24 protein-coding genes are annotated in these 26596 nt (G+C 71.5%); 9 read left to right on the forward strand and 15 right to left on the reverse strand.

The genetic code is table 11. From position 1 onward, the window contains the following. Positions 1-85 precede the first annotated feature (85 nt). The 6 genes from IU476_RS25035 (at position 86) to IU476_RS25060 (ending at position 5981) form a co-directional block, all read left to right on the forward strand. Complete coding sequence (locus IU476_RS25035) at positions 86-1432, forward strand: cytochrome P450 (protein WP_195104050.1); 1347 nt, start codon at positions 86-88, stop codon at positions 1430-1432. A 69-nt stretch (positions 1433-1501) separates the two neighbouring features. Continuing rightward, positions 1502-3289 carry a thiamine pyrophosphate-requiring protein gene (locus IU476_RS25040; RefSeq protein WP_195104052.1) on the forward strand — a complete coding sequence of 596 codons (1788 nt, stop codon included), beginning with the start codon at positions 1502-1504 and terminating at the stop codon, positions 3287-3289. 15 nt (positions 3290-3304) lie between these two features. Continuing rightward, on the forward strand, positions 3305-3628 hold the full coding sequence (locus IU476_RS25045; protein ID WP_195104054.1) for a plasmid stabilization protein: 324 nt from the start codon (positions 3305-3307) through the stop codon (positions 3626-3628). A 163-nt stretch (positions 3629-3791) separates the two neighbouring features. Next, positions 3792-4241: a hypothetical protein gene (locus tag IU476_RS25050; protein ID WP_195104055.1), complete on the forward strand. Its 450-nt coding sequence runs from the start codon at positions 3792-3794 to the stop codon at positions 4239-4241. 105 nt (positions 4242-4346) lie between these two features. Continuing rightward, the gene (locus IU476_RS25055) at positions 4347-4934 is read left to right on the forward strand and encodes an Rv1733c family protein (protein ID WP_195104056.1); all 588 of its coding nucleotides are present in this window, start codon (positions 4347-4349) and stop codon (positions 4932-4934) included. A 174-nt stretch (positions 4935-5108) separates the two neighbouring features. After that, positions 5109-5981, forward strand: coding sequence for a glycosyltransferase family 2 protein (locus IU476_RS25060; protein ID WP_195104057.1), 873 nt, complete (start codon positions 5109-5111; stop codon positions 5979-5981). 23 nt (positions 5982-6004) lie between these two features. On the opposite strand, the gene IU476_RS25065 is transcribed toward IU476_RS25060, so the two are convergent. Continuing rightward, on the reverse strand, positions 6005-7147 hold the full coding sequence (locus IU476_RS25065) for an acyl-CoA dehydrogenase family protein (RefSeq protein WP_195104058.1): 1143 nt from the start codon (positions 7145-7147) through the stop codon (positions 6005-6007). Between the two features lie 104 nt (positions 7148-7251). Between IU476_RS25065 and IU476_RS25070 the strand changes: the two genes are divergently transcribed. Continuing rightward, positions 7252-7836, forward strand: coding sequence for a TetR/AcrR family transcriptional regulator (locus IU476_RS25070; RefSeq protein WP_195104060.1), 585 nt, complete (start codon positions 7252-7254; stop codon positions 7834-7836). On the opposite strand, the gene IU476_RS25075 is transcribed toward IU476_RS25070, so the two are convergent. From IU476_RS25075 to hpnC, 13 genes are all read right to left on the reverse strand, one after another. After that, complete coding sequence (locus IU476_RS25075) at positions 7826-9550, reverse strand: FAD-dependent oxidoreductase (protein ID WP_195104061.1); 1725 nt, start codon at positions 9548-9550, stop codon at positions 7826-7828. The two genes, IU476_RS25070 and IU476_RS25075, sit on opposite strands and share 11 nt — an antisense overlap. A 104-nt stretch (positions 9551-9654) precedes the next feature. Continuing rightward, positions 9655-10728 carry an ABC transporter ATP-binding protein gene (locus tag IU476_RS25080; protein ID WP_195104062.1) on the reverse strand — a complete coding sequence of 358 codons (1074 nt, stop codon included), beginning with the start codon at positions 10726-10728 and terminating at the stop codon, positions 9655-9657. Positions 10729-10756: 28 nt separating this feature from the next. Next, complete coding sequence (locus tag IU476_RS25085; RefSeq protein WP_195104063.1) at positions 10757-11611, reverse strand: carbohydrate ABC transporter permease; 855 nt, start codon at positions 11609-11611, stop codon at positions 10757-10759. Continuing rightward, positions 11608-12477 (reverse strand): carbohydrate ABC transporter permease, encoded by an 870-nt coding sequence (locus tag IU476_RS25090; protein ID WP_195104064.1) that lies wholly within the window; start codon positions 12475-12477, stop codon positions 11608-11610. The genes IU476_RS25085 and IU476_RS25090 overlap by 4 nt, the downstream gene beginning before the upstream one ends. Before the next feature lie 5 nt (positions 12478-12482). Then, complete coding sequence (locus IU476_RS25095; RefSeq protein WP_195104065.1) at positions 12483-13790, reverse strand: ABC transporter substrate-binding protein; 1308 nt, start codon at positions 13788-13790, stop codon at positions 12483-12485. A gap of 50 nt (positions 13791-13840) precedes the next feature. Continuing rightward, the gene (locus IU476_RS25100; protein ID WP_195104066.1) at positions 13841-15136 is read right to left on the reverse strand and encodes a hypothetical protein; all 1296 of its coding nucleotides are present in this window, start codon (positions 15134-15136) and stop codon (positions 13841-13843) included. A 70-nt stretch (positions 15137-15206) separates the two neighbouring features. After that, a complete protein-coding gene (hpnH, locus tag IU476_RS25105) occupies positions 15207-16208 on the reverse strand; it encodes an adenosyl-hopene transferase HpnH (protein WP_195104067.1) in 1002 nt (333 codons plus the stop codon). A 5-nt stretch (positions 16209-16213) separates the two neighbouring features. Next, a complete protein-coding gene (locus tag IU476_RS25110) occupies positions 16214-17191 on the reverse strand; it encodes a phosphorylase family protein (protein ID WP_195104068.1) in 978 nt (325 codons plus the stop codon). 2 nt (positions 17192-17193) lie between these two features. Beyond that, positions 17194-19125: a squalene--hopene cyclase gene (gene shc / locus IU476_RS25115; RefSeq protein ID WP_195104069.1), complete on the reverse strand. Its 1932-nt coding sequence runs from the start codon at positions 19123-19125 to the stop codon at positions 17194-17196. 2 nt (positions 19126-19127) lie between these two features. Next, a complete protein-coding gene (locus IU476_RS25120) occupies positions 19128-20144 on the reverse strand; it encodes a polyprenyl synthetase family protein (protein ID WP_195104070.1) in 1017 nt (338 codons plus the stop codon). Between the two features lie 55 nt (positions 20145-20199). Next, positions 20200-21612: a hydroxysqualene dehydroxylase HpnE gene (gene hpnE, locus IU476_RS25125; RefSeq protein ID WP_195104071.1), complete on the reverse strand. Its 1413-nt coding sequence runs from the start codon at positions 21610-21612 to the stop codon at positions 20200-20202. Continuing rightward, positions 21609-22520, reverse strand: a complete 912-nt coding sequence (gene hpnD / locus IU476_RS25130; protein WP_195104072.1) for a presqualene diphosphate synthase HpnD — start codon at positions 22518-22520, stop codon at positions 21609-21611. The genes hpnE and hpnD overlap by 4 nt, the downstream gene beginning before the upstream one ends. Beyond that, entirely contained in the window at positions 22517-23371 is an 855-nt protein-coding gene (gene hpnC / locus IU476_RS25135) for a squalene synthase HpnC (RefSeq protein WP_228824308.1), read from the reverse strand. The genes hpnD and hpnC overlap by 4 nt, the downstream gene beginning before the upstream one ends. Positions 23372-23475: 104 nt before the next feature. On the opposite strand from hpnC, the gene IU476_RS25140 reads away from it, so the two are divergent. Both IU476_RS25140 and ald read left to right on the forward strand, forming a co-directional pair. After that, complete coding sequence (locus IU476_RS25140; RefSeq protein ID WP_195104073.1) at positions 23476-24687, forward strand: PucR family transcriptional regulator; 1212 nt, start codon at positions 23476-23478, stop codon at positions 24685-24687. A 212-nt stretch (positions 24688-24899) separates the two neighbouring features. Further along, positions 24900-26009 carry an alanine dehydrogenase gene (gene ald / locus IU476_RS25145; RefSeq protein ID WP_195104076.1) on the forward strand — a complete coding sequence of 370 codons (1110 nt, stop codon included), beginning with the start codon at positions 24900-24902 and terminating at the stop codon, positions 26007-26009. Between the two features lie 4 nt (positions 26010-26013). Here the strand turns inward: ald and IU476_RS25150 are convergent, their stop codons facing one another. After that, positions 26014-26520 (reverse strand): Lrp/AsnC family transcriptional regulator, encoded by a 507-nt coding sequence (locus tag IU476_RS25150; RefSeq protein WP_195104078.1) that lies wholly within the window; start codon positions 26518-26520, stop codon positions 26014-26016. Positions 26521-26596: the final 76 nt, after the last annotated feature.

Consider the following 26596-nt stretch of genomic DNA (forward strand, 5'->3'; position numbering starts at 1 on the left):
GTCGCGGCCGGACGCAGGCGGCGGCCACACACAGCAGGGCCGCCGGGATGGCGGGCGGCCCGGTTCGCGCAGGCGGGAGGACCACATGAGCGGAGGCCACCGGATCACCGGGGTGCGGGCGGCGGCAATTCTGGCCGACCTCGGATTCGCCGCGGTCGCGTCGGGCGTGATCGCCCGGCGCCGGGCGGTCATGGGTGTGCTGGAACGGATACAGGCGGACCGGCGCACCGTCGAACGCGTGCGGCAGTTGCGGCGCGCCTACGGGTCCGGTCCGGTCGAACTGGCGGTGCCGGGACGCCGGATGGTCGTGGTGCTCGACCCCGACGACGTGGCCAGGGTCCTGGCGCAGGCGCCCACGCCGTTCCACCCGGCCAACCGGGAGAAGCGCGCGGCGCTACGCCAATTCCAGCCGCACGGCGTGCTGGTCTCCGAGGAACCGGTCCGCGACGAACGCCGGGCGCTCAATGAGGCCGCGCTCGACACCGACTCCGCGATGCACCGGCTGGCCGGCCCGTTCGCCGAGATCATCGGCGAGGAGGCGGACGAGATCATCACCGCGGCGCGGCAGCGCGGGCACTTGGACGCGGCGCAGTTCACCACCGCGTGGTGGCGGCTGGTTCGGCGGTTGGCCCTCGGCGACGCGGCGCGCGAGGATCACGAGATCACCGACGAGCTGTGGCGGTTGCGCTCGGCCGCGAACTGGTCGTTCCTGGTTCCGCCGCGCCGCCGCGGCCGGGAACGGTTTTTCGATCGCCTCTACCGCTATGTCGAGGACGCCCGGCCCGACAGCCTGGCCGGTGCGCTGGCCCAGCTGCCGGGCAGCGGGGCCGTCGATCCGGTCGGCCAGATTCCGCACTGGCTGTTCGCCTTCGACGCCGCGGGCATGGCGACCAGCCGCGCCCTGGCCGCCTTGTCGACCCACCCGCGCGAGCACGCCCGCGCCGCGGCGGACGCCACCGACCCCGGCCACCCGACCCTGCGCCCGTATCTGCGGGCGTGCGTGCAGGAGTCGGTGCGGCTGTGGCCGACGACGCCGATGATCCTGCGCGAGCTGACCGCGGAGACGGCTTGGCGCACCGGCGCGGACCGGTTCACGCTCGCGCCCGGTGCGGGATTGCTGATTCCGGTCACCGCGTTCCACCGCGATCCGGATCTGCTGCCGTTCGCGAACCGCTTCACTCCCGAGATCTGGCTCGACGGACGCGCCGAGCAGTACCCGCAGCTGGTGCCCTTCAGCGCGGGTCCCGCGGTGTGCCCGGGACAGAATCTCGTGCTGTTCACCACCAGTACGCTGCTCGCGCACCTGCTGAGCGCCGTGCACCTCCGGCTGCGGTCGCACCCGCGCCCCACCCCGGACGCGCCGCTTCCCTTGACCTTCAACAACTTCGGGCTCGACTTCACCGTGACCCCGGCTGTCGCGCAGGTTCCCTGATTGGCCTGCTACTTGCCGGGTATTCGGCCGAATGCGCCCCCGGACCACCCGAGACGGACAGGAGAGGCGATGGCTGAGCAACAAGTGGGCGACCACATCGTGCAGCGGCTACGAGACTGGGGTGTCGAACAGGTTTTCGGGTACCCCGGTGACGGAATCAACGGGCTCGTGGCCGCTTTCGGCCGAGCCGACGGCGACCCGGCGTTCATCCAGGCCCGCCACGAGGAGATGGCGGCGTTCCAGGCCACCGGCTACGCCAAGTTCAGCGGACGGGTCGGGGTGTGCACCGCCACCTCCGGTCCCGGTGCGATCCACCTGCTCAACGGGTTGTACGACGCCAAGCTCGATCACGTGCCGGTGGTGGCGATCGTGGGTCAGACGGCCCGCAGCGCCATGGGCGGCAGCTATCAGCAGGAAATCGACCTGCAGAGCCTCTACAAGGACGTGGCCAGCGACTATCTGGTCGAGGTCAATGTCTCGAGCCAGCTGCCCAACGCGCTCGACCGCGCGATCCGAGTGGCGCTGACCAGGCGCGCGCCGACCGCGGTGATCGTGCCCGCCGATTTGCAGGAACAGCCGTACGAACCGCCCGCGCACGAGTTCAAGCAGGTGCCGTCAAGCCCGCCCGGACTGGTGCGGCCGGGCACCGTCGTCCCCCCGGCCGACGAGGTGCGCCGCGCGGCGGAGATCATCGACGCCGGGTCGAAGGTGGCGATCCTGGTCGGCCAAGGCGCCCGGGGCGCGGCCGCCGAGATCACCGAACTCGCCGAGCGCACCGGCGCGGGCGTCGCCAAGGCGCTGCTGGGCAAGGATGTGCTGCCCGACGATCTGCCGTTCGTCACCGGGCCGATCGGGTTGCTCGGCAGCCGGCCCAGCTACGAGCTGATGCGCGACTGCGACACCCTGCTCATCGTGGGGTCCAATTTCCCCTACTCGCAGTTCCTGCCCGACTTCCGGCAGGCCCGCGCGATCGAGATCGATATCGACGGCGCGTTCATCGGCATGCGCTACCCGACCGAGGTGAATCTGGTCGGGGACGCCAAAGCCACTGTCGCCGAACTGATCTCACTGGTGCAGCGCAAGCAGGACCGGTCCTGGCGGGAGACCGTGGAGAAGAACGTCGAGCGCTGGTGGCAGGTCGTCGAGCGGCAGTCGATGCTCGACGCCCACCCGGTGAATCCGATGCGGGTGGTGTGGGAGCTCTCCGAGCGCATCCCCGAGAACGCCATCGTGACCGCCGATTCCGGGTCCTCCACCAACTGGTACGCCCGGTGCCTGCGGATGCGCGGCGAGATGCGCGGTTCGCTGTCGGGCACCCTCGCCACCATGGGACCCGCCGTGCCCTACGCGATCGGGGCGAAGTTCGCCCATCCCGACCGCCCGGCGGTCGCGCTGGCCGGGGACGGCGCCATGCAGATGAACGGCATGGCCGAACTGCTCACCATCGCGCGCTACCGGGACCGCTGGAGCGACCCGCGCCTGATCGTCTGCGTCTTCCACAACAACGACCTGAACCAGGTCACCTGGGAGCTGCGCGCGATGGGCGGCGCGCCGAAATTCGAAGAGTCGCAGAATCTTCCGGAGATCTCCTACGCCGACGTCGCCCGCTGCGCCGGCCTGGAGGCGATCTCCGTGGACGACCCGGACGAACTCGGGCCCGCGTGGGAGCGGGCGTTCGCTGCCGACGGCCCCGTGCTGCTCGACGTCCGATGCGACCCGGAGATGCCGCCGATCCCGCCGCACGCCACCTGGGACCAGCTGAAGGACACCGCCGCGGCGCTGCTGCGCGGCGACCCGGACGCGCTGCACCTGATGGCGCAGGGCGCGAAAGCCAAAGTGCAGGAACTCATTCCGTAACAGTGGAGGTAGGACATGCCGAAGCAGTGGACCGCGAAGCAGGAACGCGAATACGAGCACATCAAGGACTCCGAGCAGAGTCGCGGGGCGAGTACCCGCCGCGCCAAGGAGATCGCGGCGCGCACGGTGAACAAGAACCGCGCCCAGTCCGGGCAGTCGCGGACGGCGAGCAAGTCGAGCGTGCGGGACATGTCCCCGCAGCGCCGCGGCGGGCAGCGCTCGCACAGCGGTCCCGGCGGACCCACCCGCGATCAGCTGTACAACGAGGCGCGCCAGCGCGGCATCAAGGGCCGCTCCAAGATGAGCAAGAGCCAGCTCGCCTCGGCGCTGGGCCGCTAGCCCCCGGCACCCCGGGGAGCATGTGCGAACCGTACCGCCGGTTTCGATCGAGTTACGGCCGAAAGGTGTGTTCCGCAGGGACTTAGGTCACTGGGGCCGGTAGGCCGGCCGCCGGATCATCGAAGCATGTCACCGAACATGCGACGACGGGAAGGCGGCCGACGTGAGCGCTAGGAACAACACACCGGGCTTGGGTGCGTCGGCGCTGCTGATGGCGCTGCGCCTACCGGTCGGACTGCGCCGGACCATCGGAGAGCTGCGCTTCCAGGGCCGGAACTCGGGAGCGCGCTGCATCCTGCCCGTACCGTACGCACGGTCGGGCGGCACCGTCGTCGTGCGGGTGCACAAGGCCGAGACCACTACCTGGTGGCGGAGTTTCCGCCTGCCGCATCCGGTCTCCATCCGCACGGATCGGGACCGCCTGACCGGAACCGGCCGGGTCGTCATGCCCGGTTCGTCCGAGTACGAGATTCTGAAGGCTACCTACCAGCAAGCGCATCCGCGCACGCGATCCTGGGCCAGCGACCCCTTCGTGCTGATCGATCTGGATCGGCACGGCATGCCGCGCGCCGCGTGGCCCCTGGGAGCGCGCCGCCGCTTCGCGGTCACCTGATCGAATTTCCCCGTTTCCCCCGGGGCAGCGCGGGTTTCGGCGCGCGCAGGGCGGGCATCTCGCGAACGAGCGGTGCGAGAGACCGGTGCGCGCGTGGGAGGCGAGATGGCACGGGAGACGTCGAAGGTGCTGCGGGCCTGGCGGCTCGCCCCGTGGGCACGGAACCCGATGCTGCGGCCGGTCGATCGCCTGGAGGGCTGGATCAGGCTGCTGGCGATCGTCGTGGTGCTGCTGGCGGTGCCGGCCTCGGTGCCGGTGGGCCTGGCCGGATACCGCGCGGCGGTGGTCCGGATCGAGGCCGACAACGCCGCGAAAGCCGTTGTGCCGGCCGTGATCTCCGATGACCCCGTCCGCGTGCCCGCGACCAGCCGGGTGAATATGGATCGGATGCAGGCGCGGGTGCGCTGGAGCGACGGCGGCCGCGCGGGCGAGGCGACGGTGGACGTCGCCGGAACCGCGCGCCGCGGCGACCGGATCGAGCTGTGGGTGGGCGCGGACGGGCGGCCGACCACCGACCCGGTCCCGATCGACGCGGCGGTGGGGCAGGGCATCGGCATCGGACTACTCGCCCTGTCGGGTGTGGCCGCGGCCTGTGGTGTGTCGGTCTGGATCACCGCCTGGGTGCTCAACCGTCGGCGCAGCGCCGCGTGGGAACACGAGTGGCGAGAGGTCAGCCCGGCCGTCGGGCAGTGAGTGCCGGACGTTTTGTCGGCGGCATCACGTTTGCCGCACATTTCGACGGTCGAATAAAGACACGAATAGTTCTGTCGTGACCGGCGTAACATCGCGGACACCATTCTTCGACGCGAATTTTTTCCGGACCTTTTGTACCGTCACCGCAGGTGTGTGGTGAGAGGAAGTGCGGAAATGGTGTTGCCCAGTGTCTCTGTTGTGATTCCCACCTATGTCACTACGGCGCAGGATGTGAATTATCTCGATATTCAACTCGACGCCTTGGCGGAACAGGACTACGCCGGTTCCCTCGAAGTCGTCGTCGCGGACAACGGCTCGCCGGTCGCGATGCGCGAACACATTCTCGGGCATCGGTTGCGGGCGCGCCTGCGGTTGCGCTGGGTCGATGCGGCGCAGGTGCGCGGGGCCGCGCACGCGCGCAACGCGGGCGCCGAGGCGGCCGATGGGGAGATCCTGCTCTTCTGCGATCACGACGACCGCGTGACCCGAGAGTGGGCGAGTCGGCTCGTCGAGTTCCTGGACACGGGATACGACCTGGTGAGTTCGGCGGTCGAGGGCCGTTCGCTCAATCCCGGCGCGGCGCGCGTCGCGGCGGAGATACCCGAACCGGACGCGTTCCAGCCGGTGAATGCTCCCGTGCCGGTGGTGGTCGGATGCAGTATGGCGTGCCGGGCCGCCGTCTTTCGGAAGGTCGGTGGTCTGGATGTCGGTTATCCCGCCAACGAGGACGTCGAATTCGGATTCCGGGTCCACCGCGCCGGGTTCCGGGTCGGTTACCTGCCCGCCGCGCTGGTCGCCTATCGCTACCGGCACGGTTTCCGCGCGGGTCTGCGGCAGGGTTGGGCCCGCGGCCGGGGGCTGGCACGACTACATGCCGACTTTCCGGGCAACGGGCTGCCCGCGCTGCGGCTGCCGGTGATCCTGCGTGAACTGAGCAGCGTCGCCCTGGCCCGGAAGGTCGCGGGCGAAGAGCGCGGACTGCTGCTGGGATTGCTGGCGGGTCAGCTGCTCGGCGGCCTGCGGCGCGGCACGCTGCGGTTCCGGTAGCACCGCGCGGGCGTCTACCGGGGTCAGGAAGCGGCCAGGGAGCGGGCGATGACCAGGCGCTGGATCTGGTTGGTGCCCTCGAAGATCTGGGTGATCTTGGCCTCGCGCATGTAGCGCTCGACGCGGAAGTCGCGGGTGTAGCCGTAGCCGCCGAGCACCTGGACGGCGTCGGTGGTGACCTTCATGGCGGCGTCGGTGGCGACCAGTTTGGCCACCGAGGCGTTGCGGGAGTAGGGGAGTCCGGCGTCGCGGCGACGGGCGGCGTCGAGGTAGGTGGCGCGGGCGGAGTCGACGGCGGCGGCCATGTCGGCGAGCAGGAAGCCCAGGCCCTGGTGGTCGATGATCTTGCGGCCGAACGCTGTTCGCTGACCGGCGTAGGCCACGGCCTCGTCCAGCGCGGCCTGGGCCAGCCCGACCGCCACCGCCGCGATGCCGAGACGACCGGAATCCAGTGCGCTGAAAGCGATCTGGAGGCCCTGCCCTTCGGCGCCGATGCGGCGCTCGGTGTCGACGTGGGCGTCGTCGTAGTGCGCGGCGGTGGTGGGAATCGCGGACAGGCCCATCTTCTCCTCAGGCTTGCCGAAACTCAGGCCCGGCGTGTCCTTGTCGACCAGGAAGCACGAGATGCCGCGCGAGCCCTCGCCGGTGCGGGCGAACAGCGTGTAGAAGTCGGCGCGGCCGCCGTGGGTGATCCAGGCCTTGGTGCCGGTGACGCGGTAGCCGTCCGGGCCGGGGACGGCCTTGCAGGACAGTGCCGCGGCATCGGAGCCGGCCTGCGGCTCGGACAGGCTGTAGGCGCCGATCGTGCCGCCGCCCAACATCTCCGGCAGCCACCGCTGCCGCTGCTCGTCGGTGCCGAACGTCATCAGCGGGTAGCAGGACAGGCTGTGCACGCTGACCGCCACGGCCACGGCCGCCCAGCGGGCCGCGATCTCCTCGAGCACCTGGAGGTACACCTCGTACGGCTGGTCGCCGCCGCCCCATTCGGCCGGATACGGCAGGCTCAGCAGCCCGGCCTCGCCCAGCGTCGCGAAGACGCCCTCGGGATAGGTCTCGGCCTTCTCGTGCGCGTCGACGATCGGGGCCAGCGCCTTGTCGGCGATCTCGCGGGTGAGCTGGATCAGGTCCCGCGCTTCGGCGGTGGGCAGCAGGCGATCGACGGCCACGCGGGGACTCCTTGCTGGACGAACGGTGGACAGTACCGAATTACCGCTCACGGTACTGTGCCGTCGAACAGTACCGCAAGCAGTACGTCAGTACTATCTCGAATATGGCCGAGCCCACCCGGACCGAGTTCGCCACCCGGCGGCGCACCGAACTGTTCGACGCCCTGGTCGACCTGTTCCTCGCCGAGGGCTTCGCGCACCTGACCCTCGGCGACATCGCCGCGCGCCTGCGCTGCTCGAAGTCCACGCTGTACACCCTCGCGGGCAGCAAGGAGCAGCTGGTGCGGGCCGCGACCGTGCACTTCTTCCGCCGCGCGACCGCGGCGGTGGAAGCGCAGATCGCCAACGAGCAAGGGGCGCAACGCCGCATCGCCGCGTACCTGTCGGCGGTCGGGACGGCGCTCGCGGCGGCGTCGGAGCGCTTCATGGCCGACCTGGACGCCTTCGCGCCCGCGCGCGAGGTCTACGAGAAGAACGCCCGGATCGCCGCGCGCCGGGTGCGCGAGCTGATCACCGAAGGCGTGGCGGCGGGCGAATTCCGGGACGTGCACGCCGCTTTCGCCGGTGATCTGGTCGCCACCATGATGGTCCGGATCCAGCAGGGCGGCGTGCGAAGCAGCATCGGCATGGACGACGCGCACGCCTACCGGGAGCTGGCGGCCATCCTGACCGCGGGCATCAATTCTTGAGTTCGGTGTCGCCGCTGGTGATTTCGACGATCGGCAGGCGCAGCGCGGCCGGCGCGTGGGCGGGCACGACGGGGTTGCGCGGCGCGATCGGGTCGAGCCGGCGGTACGGCGCGCAGAGTTCGGGCCGCGGGTCGGCGTCGCCCCGGTTGGGCCACAGCGCCACCGCGCGCTCGGCCTGGGCGGTGATCGTCAGCGACGGGTTCACCCCGAGGTTGGCCGAGATGGTCGAACCGTCGATGATGTGCAGCCCCGGGTGGCCGTACACGCGGTGATAGGGGTCGATGACCCCGGTGCGGGGCGAGTCGCCGATGACGCAGCCGCCGATGAAGTGACCGGTCATCGGGATGCCGAACGGCGTGGTGATGCTGCCGGTAGGGATGCCGTCGATCTTGTCGGCGACCCGCCGGGCCACCTCGTGCCCGGCCGGAATCCACGTCGGATTCGGTTGTCCCACACCCTGTTCGGTCGTCATCCGGCGGCCGAACAGGCCGCGGTGGGTGTAGGTGGTGATGGAGTTGTCCACCGACTGCATGACCAGCAGCCCGATCATCCGCTCCGACCAGTGCCGCGGGTTGTGGATGGTGGGCAGGTCGCGGCGGCTGCGGCGCAGCTCGCGCAGCCACAGCCGGACCCGGGAGGTCTGCCCGTCCTCGTCGAACATCACCGTCGTCATCAGCGAGAGCACATTGCTGCCCTTGCCGTAACGCACCGGTTCGATGTGGGTGTCGGGGTCGGGATGCACCGACGAGGTGATCGCGACGCCCTTGGTGAAATCGGTGCTCCGGTCGCGGCTGCGCACCGAGAGCAGCTCCTCGGAATTGGTCCGCGACAGGTACCCGAGCCGGTCGGAGAGATGCGGCAGCGATCCGGTGTCGCGCAGCCGGTGCAGCAGCCGCTGGGTGCCGAGCGCGGCGGCGGAGAAGACCACCTGTTCGGCGGTGAAGGTCTTGCGCGCCTTGCGAATCCAGCGTCCGGTGCACACGGTCTCGATCGCGTACCCGCCGCCGGGCAGCGGCCGCACGTCGACGACCGTGGTGAGCGGGTGCACCGCGGCGCCGGCCCGCTCGGCCAGGTACAGGTAGTTCTTGACCAGGGTGTTCTTGGCGTTGTGCCGGCAGCCGGTCATGCACTCGCCGCAGTGCGTGCAGGTGCGCCGCGCGGGGCCGACGCCGCCGAAGAAGGGGTCGGGCACGTCCTGTCCGGGCCGAGTCCCTTTGCCGCCGAACAGGACTCCGACCGGAGTGCTGCGGTAACTGTCGGCGACGCCCAGATCCGCGGCGACCTCCGCGAGCACCCGGTCGGCCGCGGTGGTGGCCGGATTGACGGTGACGCCCAGCATGCGCTTGGCCTGGTCGTAGTGCGGTGCGAGTTCGTCGCGCCAGTCGGTGATGTGCGCCCACTGGGGGTCGGCGAAAAACTTCGCCGGGGGTTCGTAGAGGGTGTTGGCGTAGACGAGGGAGCCGCCGCCGACGCCCGCGCCGCTCATGATGAAGGTGTCCTTCAGCAGGGTCAGCCGCTGGATGCCGTAGCAGCCGAGCTTCGGGGCCCACAGGAAGCGGCGGGCCCGCCACGAGGTCGCGGCGAATTCGTCGTCGGCGAACCGGCGGCCGGCCTCGAGCACGCCGACCCGATATCCCTTCTCGGTCAGGCGCAGCGCGGTGACGCTGCCGCCGAAGCCGGACCCGATGACCACCACGTCGTAGTCGAACGCCATGCGCTGCCTTCCTCGCCGCTATCGCCCCCACCTGGCACGTTAGCGAGGAACGGGTCCCGGGTGGCACAGAGCCGCGGCCAGGAAATCCATATTTCCGGCCACCTTCAGGCGGTGGCGAGCAGGAGTCCGCTGTCCGGGTCGTACCAGCGGATCGCCGCGGGCGGCAGCGACAGTGCCAGCGTGCTGCCGGGTTCGGCGCGGAAACCGGCCGGGGCCTGGATCTTCACCGTCTGGTCGCCGATGTCGGCGGTGAGCAGCGTCGACGAACCGAGCGGCTCCAGCACCCGCAGTTCGCCGGTGACCGACTCGGGGCCGGACTCGCCGACCCCGATCGCCTCGGGGCGGATGCCCAGCCGCAGTTCGCGCCCGTCGAACGACGACAGCGCCGCCGGCACGGCCACCGACCGCCCGCCCAGATCCAGGCGTGCCGCGTCGACGGTGCCGGTGAGGAAGTTCATCGGCGGGCTGCCGAGGAAACCGCCGACGAACTCGGTGGCGGGATTGTCGTAGACGTCGGTCGGGGCGCCGACCTGCGCGATGCGGCCGTCGCGCAGCACGGCCACGCGGTGGCCCAGCGACAGCGCCTCCACCTGGTCGTGGGTGACGTAGATGGTGGTGGTGCCGAGTTCGGCGACCAGCTTCTTCAGCTCCGCCCGGAACGACAGACGCAGCAGCGCGTCCAGATTCGACAGCGGCTCGTCCATCAGCAGCACGTCGGCGTCCATCACGATCGCGCGGGCCACCGCCACCCGCTGGCGCTGCCCGCCCGACAGCTTCGCCGGGTAGCGGTCGAGGTAGGGCGTCAGCTGGAGCAGGTCCGCGGCCCAGGCGACCTTGCGGCGGATCTCCGCGGCGGGCACGCCGTGCACGCGCAGGCCGAAACCGATGTTGTCGGCGACCTTCTTGTTGGGAAACACCGCGTAGGACTGGAACACCATCGACAGGTTGCGCCGCCGCGGCTCCAGGTAGGTGACGTCGCGGCCGCCGATGACGATCTGCCCCGAGTCGGGCAGGTCGAGACCCGCGATCATGCGCAGCAGCGTGGTCTTGCCGCAGCCGGACGGACCCAGCAGCACCATGAACTCGCCGTCGGCGACCTCCAGCGACACGTCGTCGGTGGCGCGCACGGTGCCGCCGGGGTAGGTCTTCACCAGCTCGTGCAGGATCACCTCAGCCATGCCGAAACTCCCGTCGTCCCAACCGATCTCATCGCAGCGTGGTCCCCCACATGTTCACCAGGTAGCGCCGCATCACGAGGATGAACAGCAGCGCCGGGACGATCAGCGCGAACCCGCCCGCGAACCGGTACGGCGTGGACGCCTCGCCCAGCGCCGTGAGCACCTGCGCGGGCAGCGTGCGGTGGCTCAGGGTGACGATGGTCGCGCCGAGGATCTCGTTCCACGACAGCACGAAGGTGAAGATCGAGGAGGCGGCCAGGCCCGGAAGCGCCAGCGGCACAACGACTCTGCGGGCGGCCTGCCAGCGCGAGCAGCCGAAGACGCGGGCCGCCTCCTCCAGGTCGGCGGGCACCGCGACGAAGATGCTCGCGGTGATGAGCACCGTGGTCGGCAGGGCCAGCACCGTGTGGATCAGCGTCACCGCCAGCACCGTGTCGTAGACGCGCAGGTGCAGGAAGATCGTGGCCAGCGGCACCGAGAGCACCACGATCGGCAGTGCCCGCACCAGCAGCACGAACACCTGGTAGGCGTCCTTGCCCCGAAAGGCATAGCGCGCCAGCGCGTATCCCGCGGGCGCGCCCACCACCAGCGACCAGAACACGGTGTACAACCCCACCAGCACCGAATTGCCCAGCGCCGGAAGCGTTCCGGTGGCGCGGAAGAACGACACCAGGGTGTCGGCGGCGAACTCGCTCGGCACCAACGGCTTCGGGAACCGGTTCAGCGCCTCACGGGAGGACACCGCGGCCAGCGCGACGAGCAGTATCGGCACCGCCATGAACGCGGTGATCGCGAGGCAGGCCAGCTGGACTCCGGCGGCGCGCAGGCGTCGGCGGCGCAGCGGCGCGCGGTCGATCGGGGGGAGCCGGGTCGACGAATTCATCGCGCACCGTCCGGGTTTCGTACGGTGCGCAGGTAGAAGACCGCGGTGCCGAGCGAGATGGCGAGGACGACCAGGGAGACGCAACTGGCCACGGCCGGGTTCTGGAGGTTCGAGTACCACTGGTAGGTCTCGCCGACCAGGAGGGGGAAGTCGCGGCCGGTGAGGGCCTGGGCCACGGCGAAGGCCTGGAGCGCGAGGATGGTGCGCAGAATGAGCGCCACCTGCAGGCTGGGGCCGAGCAGCGGCAGCGTCACGTGCCGCAGTCGCTGCCACAGGGTCGCCCCGAACACCTGGGCGGCCTCGTCGTAGTCGCGGGGCACCAATTGCACTCCCGCCACGACGATCACGAATACCAGCGAGGTGGCGCGCCACACCTCCGCGACCACCACGGCCAGCAGCATGGTGCCGGTGTGCTGGTAGCCGAGCCACTGCACGCCCTGCTCGGACAGCCCGAGCCACACCAGCAGCGAATTGAGATAGCCCCGGTTGCCGAACACCGCCAGCCACACCAGTCCGGCGGCCAGTTCGGACACCGCCAGCGGCACGCACCACAGATAGAAGTGCACCCCGGCGAACCGCGGCCGGGCCTGTAGCAGCAACGCCATCGCGATCGACAGCACCAGCTGGATCGGCACCACGATCACGATGAGCAGCAGCGTATTGCGCAGGGCGGTGAAGAAATACGGGTCGTCGAACAGCCGTCGCCACTGCGCCAGGGTGAATCCGTGGTCGTCGCGGAACGCCGCCAGCACCGCCTGCACCAGCGGCCAGCCGAACAGCGCCGCCAGCAGCACGATCGAGGGCAGCAGCAGCAGCCATTCGGTGCGGGTGGTGAGGGCCCGCAGCGGCCGGGTGAGTGTCGTCATCGTGCTCACCCCACTCGGCACAGGTCGGCGTCGGGATCGGGCGCCCAGCACGGCACCTTCAGGTCGTCGAGAATGCCCTGCAGCACCCGGGCCTGCTGATCCAGCGTGGCGCGAATGTCGGCCCCGCCCAGCACGATCGACCGGAAACTGTCCTGGAACACCTTGCTCACCTCGCCCTCGCGCTTGCCAAGGCCGACCGGCGGCAGCGACAGCAGCGCGCCCGGCGCCTCCTGCTGACGGCGCAGCGCGTCGGCCTCGAGCCGTGCCGCGGCGGGGAGGTCGTCGGGTACGGCCGTGTCCACGGACGGGAAGAAGCCGTTGGAGCGCAGCAGTTCGATCTGGTTGCGCGGCTCGGTGAGCGTCGCGATGGTGCGTTGGGCCAGTTCGGGATCCGGCCCGCGCTTCGGCACCGCGAGGCCGATCACCACGGCCATGTACCCGAGCCCGCGCGGGCCCCGGGGCGCGGGCAGCATGCGCCACCGCCGCGGGTCCCGGGCGGGCGCCTGCGCCAGCCGGACCACGTGGTCCCACGCCATCCGCACCTCGCCGCTGTCCAGCGCGTCCTGCATGAAGTCGTAGCCGGTGCTCGCCGGCGCGCAGTTGGCCCACAGCTCGCGGAAGTACTGCCACGCCGTCACGGCCTCGGGCGAACGGAAGGTGGTGATCTGACCGCCGGTGAACGACGGCAGCAGGAACCCCTGCACGAACCGGTGCAGCAGCCCCTTCGGCCCCGCGGGCACGCCGAGCATCGGGCGATTGCCGTTGGCCCGCCGCGCGGCGACCGCCCAGTCCAGGAATTGGTCGTAGGTCAGCGTGTTCGCGTCGACGCCCGGCGGCAGGTGCTCCAGCGCGTCGGCATGCGCCGCGAGCACGTAACTGGCTGTGGCCCAAGGGATGTACCAGGTGCGGTCAGTGCCCGCCCGGGCCAGCCGCAGATAGTCGGCGGCCCAGCCGCGCTCGCCCAGATCGGCGAGCAGTCCGGTGAGGTCGTTCAGGTATCCGTCGGCGAGCGGGGCGAGGTCGCCGTGCAGCCCGCCCAGCAACCCGATCTGCGTCGATCCCGCGTCGACCTGGCTGCGCACCTGGCCCGCGAAAGGACTCTCCTCGATGGTCACGTAGCTGACGCCGGGTGCGACGCGCCCGAGCAGCGTGCGGAACCGTTCGGCCTCGTCGGCGGGCCGGAACTGGGTGGACAGGAACACCATTCCGCCCGCGCCGCTGGTCACGAAGCCGGTGCAGGCGGCGGAGAACGCGGCCGCGCCGAGGCCCGCCGTGCGCAGGAACGCTCTGCGCGTCGAACCGGATGCCGGCATCGGTGGCTCCCTGACTCGCGGTGATCTCGGGCCTCGCGGGTCCGGAAAACTTAAGCGCCGACCGTGTCGTTGTCAACGCGACGGCCGCGCAGCGCCGCGGCGAAGACCGCGCAGCTCGCGATGACGGCGACGGCGGCCCAGCCCGGGATCACCGAAGCGCGCCCGTTGAATTCGCACACCAGCCCGCCGCCGGGCGAGGGCGACTCCGAGCACGAGCCGTAACTCAGCCGGGTCCGCAGGACCAGGACCGCCGACGGCGTGACGATCAGTACCAGCCCGATCACCCGGGTCGACCCGCGCTGCGGCAGCGCCGCGCCGAGCGCGAAGCCCGCGACGACGGCGAGCGCGAAGTTGCCGAGGTTGTCGACCAGGGCGCTGTGGGTGTGCAGATAGGCGAGCAGCGTCGCGACCGCGGCGACTGCGGCGGTGGCGGCGAAACCGGCTTCCGGTGTGCGCCAGCGCATTCCGGCCGCGATGCCGGCGGCCGTGAGCACGATGAACCACGGCAGCGACCAGACCGGCAGCGTCGCCGAGACCATCGCGTTGCCCGCGGCGGTGACCGCGACGGCCATCAGGATGAACACGCCCTCGCGGCCCGGCAGCAGCAGCGCCGTCCCGCCGAACACGAGCACGGCCAGCGCGATCGCCGTCACCACCACGACCGCGCCGGCACCGCTGCGGGACACCCACTCCGCGGTCAGCGCGTCGGTGGTGACGAGGACCAGCCCGGCCACGATCGGGGCCATCGGCAGTTCCACCGACAGCCGCGCGGCGGGCTGGCCGCGGCGGTTCAGGTAGGTGCTGACGATCACCATCGCGATCGCCGCGACCACCAGCCAGACCGGCGGCGAGTCGGTGGCCGTCCACGCCGCGCCCTCGCCGCCCGCGCGCTGCGTGCTGGGCAGGGCCTCCGCGACGGTGATGCTGGCGACCATCCCGAGCACCCAGCCGCAGCTCGGTATCCGGCGGCCGGCGACCGCGGCGCCGACGCCGCCGAGCAGGATCCCGCCGACCACCGAGTCGACGAAGTTCAGCGTGGTCAGGGGCGCGCTCGGGCCCGCGGTGTAGCCGAGCTGATGCACGACGGCGACGGTCACGATGCCGCCGAGCGTCGTGCACCAGGACGCCAGCTCGCTCTCCGCGGCGGTCAGCACGGTCGCGACGACCACGGCCACGATCGCCCCGGCCGCGACGGCGCGCGGCTGGCTGAAGGCGAGCAGGTTCAGCTGCAGCGGCGAGGACTCGCTGGTCCACCGGAAGTCGATCGGCAGGGCCAGCGACAGCCCGGCGACGAGCGTCGTCAGGAAGGCCGTGACCGTGTCCACACCGGTGTGGATGCGTCGCACCGGGCCAAAACTACCTGGTCGCGCGGCACCGGCCGGGCGCGAAACGCCGCGCGTCCGCACCCGGCGCCGGTCAGCTCACCGCCGCGCGGATCGTCTCCCGCAGCGAGCCGAGGGTGGCGACGACCGCGGTGGGTTCGTAGCCGCAGTGCGCCATGCAGTTGGCGCAGCGCGGATCGTTGCCGCGGCCGAACTTCGACCAGTCGGTGTCGTCGATCAGTTCCCGGTAGCTCGCGGCGTAGCTGTCCTCCAGCAGGTAGCACGGCCGCTGCCAGCCCTTGAGCGAGTAGGAGGGGATCGCCCAGGCCGTGCACCGGAAGTCGACCTTGCCCTCCAGGAAGTCCAGATACAGCGGAGAGTGGTTGAGCCGCCACTTCTTGCGCCGCCCGCCGCCGAAGGCCTTGGAGAACAGCTGGTGGGTCTGGTTGACGCCGAGCCAGTGCTCCTGGTCGGGCGCCTTCTCGTAGGCGTAGCCGGGCGCGATCTGCATGTGGTCGACGCCGAGTTCGTCGTTGAGGTAGTCCAGCACGTCGATGACGTCCTGCGGCGCGTCCAGGTCGTAGAAGGTGGTGTTGGTCATCACCCGGAAACCGGCCGCCTGCGCCTGCCGGATCGCGTCCACGGCCTGGTCGAACACGCCGTCCTTGCACACCGACGCGTCGTGCCGCTCGCGCAGGCCGTCCACGTGCACCATCCACGCGAAATTGCGGTGCGGGGCGAACTTGTGCAGGTGTTTGGGCAGCAGCACGGCGTTGGTGCACAGGAACACGATCTTGTTGCGGTCCAGCAGTTGTCGCACGATATCGTCGATCTGCGGGTGCATCAGCGGCTCGCCGCCGGCGATGGACACCATCGGCGCACCGCACTCCTCGATCGCGCCGACGGCCTGCTCGACCGGCATGCGCTGCTTGAGCAGTTCGTGTGGATGCTGGATCTTGCCGCAGCCGGCGCATTTCAGGTTGCACGCGAACAGCGGTTCCAATTCGACCAGGATGGGGAACTTCTCCCGGCGCAGCACCTTTTGTTTCGCGAGATAGGTTCCCAGGCGTAGGGATTGACGCCAAGGCATGGCCATTCAACTCACCTCCCGAGGGTGGAACGAACTTCGTCGGCGACCGTGGTGGATCGCACCCGCACCGGGCCGAGGCCGGCGAGAGCGTCGAGCAGATCGGTGATCAGTTCCGGTGGGGTGGACGCGGTGGCGCTCACCGCGATGCGGCGGGCGGCGCGCAGCAACGCCAGGTCCACGTCGTCGACGCGGTCCACCGGATGAACCGGAATGCCGCGATTGGCGGCCAGTTCCGCCAATCCCGCGTCGAGGCGTTCGGCGCGGCCCGGCGCGGTCCAGACGTATCTGCCGGTGACGCGCCCGGTTCGGGGCGTGGTCGCGGGTGTGGCGTCCGCCGGAGAGCGGAGCATCAGCACGAGATCCACACTCCGCGAACGGGTTCGGCTACCCGGTGGCGGCGCGGGCGGCGCGTCCGAGGAGCCGAACAGCAGCACCTCGCGCTGCCCGAGCGCCGCCGACCACAGATCGAGAACCGGTGCGGCGCAGCGCAACGCGTGCAGTGCCCGGATGCCGCGCAGCACCGTCCCCGGATGCACCAGCGGGGCGTCCAGGGTGTCGACGACGGCCCGGATCACGACGGTGCGGCCGTCGGGGACCGCGTCGGCCAGGAACGCCGACTCGGTGTCCACGGCGAGCGCGCCGGTGGCGGCCAGCCGGGTGCGCGCCGCGCCGTCGACGATGCGCTCGGCGGAATGGATGGGGCCCAGGTGCACGCGCAGGCCGAGCCGTCGCAGCGCCGCGTACAGCAGGGGCGCGGCCTTGCTGGGCAGCGCCGTGCCGTCGCGCCGGATCTCCTGTGCGACAACGAGATCGCCGGGCAGTACGCGCGGGTCCAGGCCGCCCGCCACGCCGGCCACGGCGATCGGCCCGGCCGTGGTCTCGAGCCGGTGGGTGGGGCCGCGGCCGGTGCGCACGACCGGTGTCGTGATCGCGCCGCGCAAGGCCGCCCACTCGCTGCGTAGTGGGGCACAGACGATTCCGGACGGCACGGTCAGTCCTCCGTCCGGCCGAGGCGGGCCGCGGCCGGTCCGCGCAGATACCGCCCGAGCGCCCAGATCGGGAAGACGATCCGGTACAGGTGGTAGTTGATGTAGAAGTCGCCGGGAAATCCGGTGCCGGTGAACAGGTCCTCGTCCCAGCCGCCGTCCGGGCGCTGGGTGTCCACCAGCCATCGGACGCCGCGCTCCACCATCGGGCCGTCCACCTCCGCGGCCAGCAGCGCCAGCAGGGCCCAGGCGGTCTGCGAGGCCGTGGACTCGCCGTGTCCGATCCAGGCCGCGTCGCGATACGACCGCAGGTCCTCGCCCCAGCCGCCGTCGCGGTTCTGATGGGTGCGCAGCCAGCGCACGGCCGCCCGGATCGGGGCCGAGCGCGGGTCGACGCCGGCGGCGACCAGGGCGGGGACCGCCGCGCCGGTGCCGTAGACATGGTTGGCGCCCCAGCGGCCGAACCAGGAACCGTCCCGTTCCTGGTGCTCGAGCAGCCAGCGCACGCCCCGGCGGCACTCCTCGTCCGCGCCGCGGCCCAGCGCGGCGAGCATCTCCACCACGTGCGCGGTCACGTCGGCCGACGGCGGATCGGTGACCGCGCCGAAGTCGCAGAACGGCAGCGCGGCCGGCAGTGCGGAGGTGTTGTCGGCGTCGAAGGCGGCCCAGCCGCCGTCGGCGGACTGCATGCCGACGGTCCATTCGGCCGCGCGCCGGAGGGCCGTGCGCAGCCGGGCGGGGTCGGGATGTGAAACCCGGTGCAGGGCGAGGACTATCAGCGAGGTGTCGTCGGTGTCGGGGTAGCGGTCGTTCTCGAATTCGAACGCCCAGCCGCCGGAGGCGAGGTCCGGGCGGCGGACCTGCCAGTCGCCGCCCGCGGTGACCTGTTCGGCCAGCAGCCAGTCGGTGGCGCGCAGCACCGCCGGGTCGTCGGCGGGCTCGCCCGCCTCCAGCAGCGCGGCCACGGCCAGCGCGGTGTCCCACACCGGCGACTGGCAGGCCTCCAGGCGGCGCACCTCGCCGTCGGGGGTGTGCTCGCGGACGACGAAACCCTCGAGTCCGTCCAGCCCGGCCCGCACGGCCGGATGATCGAGGGGGTAGCCGAGCAGATGCAGCGCCAGCAGCGAATACACCCACGGGGGCTGGATGCCGCCCCACCCGCCGTCGGCTTCCTGGCGGGCCAGGATCCATTCCGCCGCCTGCCGCATGGCCAGCTCGCGCACCCAGCCGAGCGGGCGGCGCGCGTAGCCGTGCAGCACGGTGTCCAGGCGCTGGAACACCCCGGCGACGCTGACGATCGAATCGCGTTGCCGGGGAGCGGTTCCGGCTCGTAGTTCGTCGATGCCGAAGGGCAGCGGGCGAACCGGTCGCAGCGTCGCCACGACCGTCAGCGGCACCACGGTCTGGCGGGCCCAGCAGCCCCAGTCGTAGATGTTCAGCGGAAACCAGGACGGCAGGAAGATGAGCTCGGGTGGCAGGTTGGGCAGGTCGTCCCACGACCACAAGCCGAACAGCGCCAACCAGATTCGGGTGAACACGCGGGCAGACTCGATGCCGCCGCTCGCGCGCACGAACTCCGCGGCGGCCCGCATGTGCGGCGCGTCCGGCGAGTCGCCGGCCAGCCGCAGCGCCACCCACGCCTCGGCGGTGGTGGACAGGTCGCCGGGCCCGCCGTGGAAGGTGGCCCAGGTGCCGTCGTCGCGCTGCTGGGACCGGATCCAGCGGGCCGCCGGCTCGGTCACCTCCGGGGTGCTGATGCCCAGGAACGCGCGCAGCAGCAGGTCCTCGGCGTCCATCGTCACGTTGGTGGCCAGTTCGCCTTTCCACCAACCTTTTTCGTCCTGGCGGGAGCGCAGGTGGCCGACCGCCGCCCGCAGCGCGTCGCGGGCGGGGGCGAGGTCGTCGGCCCGGGTGCCGGTCGTCGCGGTCACTGTCATGCTCACGCACTCCGTTCGACGATGAACTCGGCCAGGTCGGTCAATTCGCGCCGGGACTGCGGCGGCATCGGCACGGCGGCCAGGGACTGCTCGGCCAGCGCGACCCGCCGCCGCGCCTCGTTGCGGGCCCACCGCCGGCCGCCGCCGCGGTCGACGAGGTCGGCCGCGTGCCGCAGGCTCTCCTCGTCGGGCGGCTCGGGTCGCGAGAGCCACTGTGCCAGTTCGTGTCCCGTCGTCCCGCCGGCCTCGAGCGTCCACACGACGGGCAGCGACTTCTTGCGGGAGCGCAGATCCGACCAGACCGGCTTGCCGGTCACCTCCGGCTCGCCCCAGATGCCGAGCAGGTCGTCCACCAGCTGGAAGGCCAGGCCGACGTGGTGGCCGTAGTGCTCCATCGCGGTGACCGTGCGGGGGCGGGCGCCGGCGAGAACCGCGCCGACCGCCGCGCTCGCCGACAGCAGCGCCGCCGTCTTGCCCGCGGCCATCCGCACGCACTCGGCCAGGCTCACCTCGCTGCGCTGTTCGAACTCGACGTCGGCGGCCTGTCCGCGGATCAGCTCCCGGGTCGCCGTGCCGACCACCCGGGCGGCCGGGACCGCCTGGGGCGCACCGCAATCCAGCAGCACCTCGTGCGCCAGCGCCAGCATCGCGTCCCCGGCCAGCACCGCGACGGGGTCGCCCCACAGGGCCCACACCGTCGCCCGATGCCGGCGGGTGGTATCGCGGTCCATGAGGTCGTCGTGGACGAGGGAGAAGTTGTGCACCAGTTCCACCGCGACCGCGCCGGGGACCGCCGCCGCGGCGTCGCCGCCGGTCGCCTCCGCCGCGAGCAACGCCAGCCGGGACCGGATCGACTTGCCGCCGTTGCCCTCCACGGGCTGGCCGTGCTGGTCGCTCCAACCGAAGTGGTAGGAGACCACTGGCCGGATGGTCTCGTCGAGCCGGCTCACCGCTTCGCGCAGGGCGGCTCGCACCGCGTCGCTGCCGGTGCCGACGGCGGACAGGGTTGTCGTTGTCACCGAACCACCTCCGTTACACGTGCCGGGTGCTGTTCGAAGTCGTGTGCCGCCCGCGTCATCGGACCGCCTCCGGCGTCCGGGCGTGCTCGGAAAGCACTGCGGCGGCGGCGGTTTCGCCGCTGCGCACGGCGCCCTCCATGGTCGCGGGCCAGCCGGTGGCGGTCCACGCACCGGCCAGGTGCAGGCCGGGCAGCGCGGTGCGGGCCGCGGGGCGCAGGCGGGCGGTGCCGGGGGACGGGCGGAAGGTCGCGTGGCGCTCGCGGGTGACGAAGAAGTCGCGTACCTCGGCGGCGCGGGCGGCGGGGAGCAGACGGTGCAGGGCGGGCAGGAAGCGGCGGCGCAGTTCGGCCGTGGGCAGGTCCACGAGGGCGTCGGCGGCGGATACGGAGACGGCCAGATACTGTAGGGCGGAATCGCTTTCGCGCCCGCTTCCGTCCGGACCGCCGAGCCCGGCGGCCTCGGTGCGGTCGAACACCCACTGCGCGTCGGTCCCCAGCCCGGCCAGGAACGGTTCGGCCATCACCTTCCGGTCGAAGACGGTGTGCACGTTGATGATCGGCGAACTGCCCAGCGCCGTCGCCCAGTTCGGTGGCAGGTCGACCGCGCCCGGCGGCAGCAGCGCGGCCGCCGCGTCCGGTGGCACGGCCAGCACGACGGCGTCCGCGTCGTACGGTTCGCCATCGGCCGACACCGTCCAACCGGCCGGGTTGCGTTGAATGCCGGCGACTTTCGCCCGCGTCTCCACCGCCACCCCGGCGGCGGCGAGCGCCCGGCTCGCCGCCTCACCGTGCAGTTGCCCCAGCGGCACCCGCGACCACCCGATATCGGCGGCGTCCGAGTGGGTGAGCAGGCCGATCTGAAAAACGGTGGCGGCCAGGGCAAGGGACACGTCGTCCGCGCGCGCGTTGAGCGTCGCGATCCCGACCAGCTCCCACAGGCTCTCGATCGCCGCCCGATCCTGCCCGTGCGCCCGCAGCCAGTCCCCGAAACTCGTCTCGTCGCTCCGCGGATCACCGGGGTCGACGGCCCGCAACGCCAGCGCGGCCCGCACGAATTTCGCCCGACCCACGGTCGACACCCACGGATAACGCAACAACGCCCAACTCAGATGCAGCGGCGCGGGCACCGCCAGCCGCCGCAACCGCCCGGTGACGGCCGGGGCCTCGACGCTGCCCGTGAGCAGGTCTCGCGGGTGTGGGCCGCGCACCGGAATGTCCAGGCGCTCTTGGAGATTCACGTCGCCTTCGACTCCGAGGCGGCGCAGTAGCGCGCGGTAGCGGTCGCAGCAGCGCAGGAATACGTGCTGGCCGTTGTCCACGTGCAGGCCGCCGCGGTCGAACGAGTAGGTCAGGCCGCCGAGCCGTGTCCGGGATTCCAAGAGGGTCACGCGGTGTCCGGCGTCGGCGCAGGCCAGAGCGGCCGTGATACCGGCGAGGCCGCCGCCGACCACGGCGACGCGGGCGCTCACCGCGTGCTCCGCCGGGTGCGGGGCCGCTCCTCGCCGAGCGCCGCCGAGGACCGCAGCAGCGCACTCGACGCCACCCGGGCCTTCTCCCACCCCGACAGCGACAGCCGCCGGTCGTAGACCGCCGCGGGATTGGCGCGGATGCGGGCGTTGAGCTGCCGGTAGATGCCGGCCATGGCGGCGCAGCAGGCGGCGCTGCGGCCGTCCAGCTCGGGCAGCAGCCGCAGGCCCAGGCAGTACCAGTTCTCGGCGCGCTCGGCGGCGTCGCGGATCAGCGCCGCGAGCCGCCCGTCGGGGTCGTCGAGCGCGCCGGTGGCGTCGAATTCGAGCCGGGCGCCGTACCGGGCCAGGTCGTCGACGGGCAGATAGACGCGGCCGTTGCCGAGATCCTCGCGGATGTCGCGCAGAATGTTGGTCTGCTGCAACGCGATACCGAGCTGGTCGGCGAACAGCGGGGCCCGCGGGTCGGTCCCGGTGCCGAAGACCGAGAGGCACAACCGGCCCACCGCGCCCGCGACACACCGGCAGTACGTGGTCAATTCGGCGAAGTCGGCGTAGCGGACCCCGTCCACGTCGCGCTGCACGCCGTCGATCAGCTCGCCGAACGCCGACATCGGCACCGGGTAGCGCCGCGCGGTGTCGGCCACCGCGAGCAGCACCGGATCGTCCTGGCCCGCGCAATCGTCCAGCTGCTTGCGCAGCAGGGCCAGCTCCTCGGTCTTGGCGGCGGCGGGCAGCTCGCCGTCGCCGATGTCGTCGATCCGGCGGGCCAGCGCGTACAGCGCGCACAGCGCCGAGCGTTTCTCCGGCGGCAGCAGCCGGATCCCGTAGTAGAAGTTCTTGGCCTCGGTCCGGGTGATCCGCTCGCACGCGGCGTAGGCCTCGGTGCGAGTGGGGAGGGTGGCCGTCATCGGGTGACCACCGCCGCCCGGCCCAGCAGCGCCACCATCGTCCGCACGGTGTCGACGTGGCGCGGGGTGGCCTTGCGCAGCCACACGTCCCCGTCGGCGGCGCGCACCGCGCGTGCCGTCGCGTAACCGCCCGCCACATATCCCGCCACCGCCATGCGCGCCCACCCGGTCAGGCGGCCGACCAGGGCCGCCCCTTCGTCGAGCAGGTCCATCGCCCGGTCCACCTGGCGCAGGACCACCGCCCGGCAGCCCGGCTCGGCGGGGCCGCCGGTGCCGAGCTGCCCCTCGGACACCCCGAAGTCGGTGAGGTCCCGCTGCGGCAGATACACGCGCCCGGCCCGATAGTCCTCGGCGACGTCCTGACAGTGCTCGAGCACCTGCAACGCGGTACACACCCGATCCGACAGCGCGACGGCCGCGGGCGTGGCCTGACCGAACACCGCGAGCACCAGCCGCCCGATCGGATCCGCCGACAGCCGGCAGTAATCCACCAGATCCGCGAAGGCCGGATACCGCGCCACCCGCTGGTCGACCAGATTCGCCTCGATCAGGTTCTGAAAAGGCTCCTGCTCCAGCGCGCACGCGGCCACCGTCGGCGCGAGCGCCGCGAATACGGGGTTCGACGGTGCGCCGCCGGACCAGATCAATGCCAGATCGGCACGCAGCGCCAGCAGCCGCGCGGTGCGGTCGCCGGGCGCCCGATCGCCGACATCGTCGATCAGGCGGGCCGTGGCGTACACCGCGTGCAGGTGATCGCGCTGGTCGCGGGGCAGCCAGCGCAGCGCGACGGGGAAGTTCTCCTCCTGTTCGCGGGCACGCATTCGGCGTGGCCCGGCCGTGGCTGCGTCCATTACTCGATGGTGAGCGCTACCCTGCGCGCAATTCTTCAACAATCGAGGTGATTTCGGACGGTCGTATTTGTCACCGCGCGATAATGGAAGCCGGAGGGATTCGAATGAGCAACTCCGACAGGGAATTCCAGGTTAAACCGGACGCCGTGGAACGACTGGCGACCGAACTCGATGCTAGAATGCCCGTCCTGCTCGACGACGTGCGGGACATGCTCGCCGCCGAATGGCCCAACTACGCCGGCTTCCTCGATCAGCACCACCCCGATGTCGCCGAGGCCGGCGTCCTGTTCGTGCACAGCCTGCTGGAGATGGCCGAGCACGGCCCTGGCCCCAGACCCCGCGACGGCGAGTACACGCGCGCCCGGCTGGTGTTCGAGCAGATCGGCCGACGGCACTTCCAGGACGGTTTCGAGCTGTCCTATCTGCTCACCGCCTACCAGGTGGGCGCGCGGGTGGCGTGGCGCCACGTCGCCGCGACCGCGCTCGAGCTGGAACTCGAGCCGCAGGTCCTGGCCGCGCTCGCCGAGGCGGTCTTCGTCTTCGTCGACGAGTTCTCCACCGCGTCGGCGCACGGGTACGTGCTGGAACAGTCCACGGCCAGCGCCGCCCGCGAACGCCGCCGCGAGGAACTGGCCGAACTGCTGCTCTCCGGGCGTTCCGACACCACCGACGTGCGTGCCGCGGCCACCCGGGCCAGCTGGCCGCTGCCGACCGACGCGGCGGTGGTGCTCGCCGACCCCGACGACGCCGATTCCCGCACGGCCCTGGACCGGCTCGGCCTCAACGCGCTGCCGATCCGCCGCCCCGACGCCACCGGCGTGATCGTGCCGAGCGGCAACGGCGGCGGCCACCTGCCGCGCCTGGCTGCGGCGTTCCAGGGCCGCGCGGTGGTGATCGGCGGGCCGCTGACGCTGGACCTGCTGCCGGTCGGGATGCACATCGCCCAGACCGCGCTGCGGCTGCGGCGCGGCGGGGTGCTGCGCGACAGCCCGGTGCTGGTCGGCGACCAGCTCGACACCATCATCGCCAATCGCGACGAGTGGTTGCTCTCGGTACTGCGCGAGCAGGTGCTGCGGCCGCTGCTCGAACTACCGGCAGGCACCCGCGAACGCCTGATCGAGACGCTGCGCAGCTGGCTGTGGCAGATGGGGGACCGGCAGGCGATCGCGCACGAACTGCACATCCACCCGCAGACCGTGCGCTACCGGCTGGCCCGGCTGCGCGAGCTGTACGGCGACCGGCTCGACTCGCCGCGCGAGCGGGCGCGGCTGTTCCTGGCGCTGATCTGGGACGAGCCGCACGAGCCGCCCGCCTAGGGGTTCCGGCGTCTCGAAGATGCTTCGGGCGGAGACCTGTCCAGGGGTGCCGCACCGCTTATCTGAACGATACATCGCCGTAATGGAGAATTATCTTCATCAAGATAGATCTCTCATCGCAGTTTATTCATACTTTTCCCAACGGCGGGTGTGGCTCGATCAGCGCGGACCGCCGCCTCGCACCGACCACATCAGCGGATACAGGAGCACAGGTGAAGATCGGAATTCCCCGTGAGGTCAAGAACCACGAGTATCGGGTCGCGGGCACCCCGGCCGGGGTGCGCGAGCTGGTGGCGCGCGGCCACGAGGTGTTCGTCGAGGCCGGCGCCGGGGCCGGGTCGGCCTTCGACGACAACGCCTACGCCCTGGCCGGCGCGCGCATCCTGGACTCGGCCGACGCGGTCTGGGGCGTCGCCGATCTGGTGCTGAAGGTGAAAGAGCCTGTCGCCGAGGAGTATTCGCGGATGCGGGAGGGCCAGGTGCTGTTCACCTACCTGCACCTCGCGGCGTCCGCGGAGTGCACCGACGCGCTGCTGCGCTCGGGCATCACCTCGATCGCCTACGAGACCGTCACGGGCCGCGACGGGTCGCTGCCGCTGCTGGCGCCGATGAGCGAGGTCGCGGGCCGGCTCGCCCCGCAGGCGGGCGCCTATCACCTGATGCGCAGCGGCGGCGGCCGCGGCGTGCTGATGGGCGGCGTCCCCGGCACCCGGCCGGCCGAGGTCGTGGTGCTCGGCGCCGGTGTGGCCGGGCGCAACGCGGTCGCGGTCGCGGTCGGCATGCACGCCGACGTGACGGTGCTGGATCTGAACGTGGCCCCGCTGCGCGAACTGGACGCGCAGTACCAGGGCCGGGTGCGCACGGTGATCTCCAACGCGCAGGAGGTGGAGAATTCGGTGCGCGCCGCCGACCTGGTGATCGGTGCGGTGCTGGTGCCGGGCGCCAAGGCCCCGAAGCTGGTCTCCCACGAACTGGTCGAGCAGATGAAGCCGGGTTCGGTGCTCGTCGACATCGCCATCGATCAGGGCGGCTGCTTCGCCGACTCGCGCCCGACCACCCACGCCGAGCCGACCTACCAGGTGCATCGGTCGGTGTTCTACTGCGTGGCCAACATGCCCGGCGCGGTGCCCTACACCTCGACCGTGGCGCTCACCAACGCCACGCTGCCGTACGTGTGCGCGCTCGCCGACCGCGGCTGGCGCGCGGCGGTCGCGGCCGATCCGGGGCTCAAGCAAGGCCTGAGCACCCATCAGGGACAGCTGCTGTCGGAGAGCGTGGCCGCCGCGCACGGCTACACCGCACAGCCGTTCGCGTCGGTGTAGGGAATCAGCGGCCCGGGCGGACGCGCGGCCGGACGTGTTCGAAGATGAGGATCGTCTCGGTCCGCGCGACCGCGGGATGCGCGCTCAGGTTCTCCAGCACGAACAGGCGCAGGCCCTCGGTGTCGGCGGTGGCGACGTGCACCAGGAAGTCGTCGGCGCCCGCGATGAAGTAGACGTTGAGCACCTCGTCGAGCGCGGCCAGCTGTTCGCCGAACTCGGCGAGGTGCTTGCGCGCGTTGGCCTGCACCCGCACCGAGACCATCGCCTGCAGGCTGCGGCCCAGCGCCGCCGGATCGATGTCGGCGTGGAAGCCACGGATGACGCCGCGCTCGACCAGCGACCGGACCCGGCCCAGACAGGTGGACGGCGCGATCCCGGCCGCCGCCGCCAGCGCGTTGTTGGTCATGCGCCCGTCGCGGGCCAGTTCGTCCAGCAGAATCCGGTCGACGTCGTCGAGCGCTACCGCGGTCTTCGCCGCTGCGGGCCGCGCCGGGTCATCGTTCTTCCGCATCAAGCCACCGTATCGAACGAAATTCGGCGCATCGGCCGAACGGCTGCGCTATTGCGCGCTGGCGCCGCACCTGCCC

The organism is Nocardia blacklockiae (assembly GCF_015477355.1).
In the GTDB taxonomy this organism is placed as follows: domain Bacteria; phylum Actinomycetota; class Actinomycetes; order Mycobacteriales; family Mycobacteriaceae; genus Nocardia; species Nocardia blacklockiae.

Excerpts from the sequence above, each read along its gene's own strand:
- IU476_RS25090 (WP_195104064.1), bottom strand. The coding sequence starts at position 12,477 with ATGACGACACTCACCCGGCCGCTGCGGGCCCTCACCACCCGCACCGAA.
- IU476_RS25150 (WP_195104078.1), bottom strand. The coding sequence starts at position 26,520 with ATGCGGAAGAACGATGACCCGGCGCGGCCCGCAGCGGCGAAGACCGCG.
- IU476_RS25035 (WP_195104050.1), top strand. The coding sequence starts at position 86 with ATGAGCGGAGGCCACCGGATCACCGGGGTGCGGGCGGCGGCAATTCTG.
- IU476_RS25075 (WP_195104061.1), bottom strand. The coding sequence starts at position 9,550 with ATGGCGTTCGACTACGACGTGGTGGTCATCGGGTCCGGCTTCGGCGGC.
- IU476_RS25080 (WP_195104062.1), bottom strand. The coding sequence starts at position 10,728 with ATGGCTGAGGTGATCCTGCACGAGCTGGTGAAGACCTACCCCGGCGGC.
- IU476_RS25045 (WP_195104054.1), top strand. The coding sequence starts at position 3,305 with ATGCCGAAGCAGTGGACCGCGAAGCAGGAACGCGAATACGAGCACATC.
- IU476_RS25140 (WP_195104073.1), top strand. The coding sequence starts at position 23,476 with ATGAGCAACTCCGACAGGGAATTCCAGGTTAAACCGGACGCCGTGGAA.
- IU476_RS25060 (WP_195104057.1), top strand. The coding sequence starts at position 5,109 with ATGGTGTTGCCCAGTGTCTCTGTTGTGATTCCCACCTATGTCACTACG.
- shc (WP_195104069.1), bottom strand. The coding sequence starts at position 19,125 with ATGACAGTGACCGCGACGACCGGCACCCGGGCCGACGACCTCGCCCCC.
- IU476_RS25055 (WP_195104056.1), top strand. The coding sequence starts at position 4,347 with ATGGCACGGGAGACGTCGAAGGTGCTGCGGGCCTGGCGGCTCGCCCCG.
- IU476_RS25085 (WP_195104063.1), bottom strand. The coding sequence starts at position 11,611 with ATGAATTCGTCGACCCGGCTCCCCCCGATCGACCGCGCGCCGCTGCGC.
- hpnD (WP_195104072.1), bottom strand. The coding sequence starts at position 22,520 with ATGACGGCCACCCTCCCCACTCGCACCGAGGCCTACGCCGCGTGCGAG.
- IU476_RS25070 (WP_195104060.1), top strand. The coding sequence starts at position 7,252 with ATGGCCGAGCCCACCCGGACCGAGTTCGCCACCCGGCGGCGCACCGAA.
- IU476_RS25040 (WP_195104052.1), top strand. The coding sequence starts at position 1,502 with ATGGCTGAGCAACAAGTGGGCGACCACATCGTGCAGCGGCTACGAGAC.
- hpnH (WP_195104067.1), bottom strand. The coding sequence starts at position 16,208 with ATGGCCATGCCTTGGCGTCAATCCCTACGCCTGGGAACCTATCTCGCG.
- hpnC (WP_228824308.1), bottom strand. The coding sequence starts at position 23,371 with ATGGACGCAGCCACGGCCGGGCCACGCCGAATGCGTGCCCGCGAACAG.
- IU476_RS25095 (WP_195104065.1), bottom strand. The coding sequence starts at position 13,790 with ATGCCGGCATCCGGTTCGACGCGCAGAGCGTTCCTGCGCACGGCGGGC.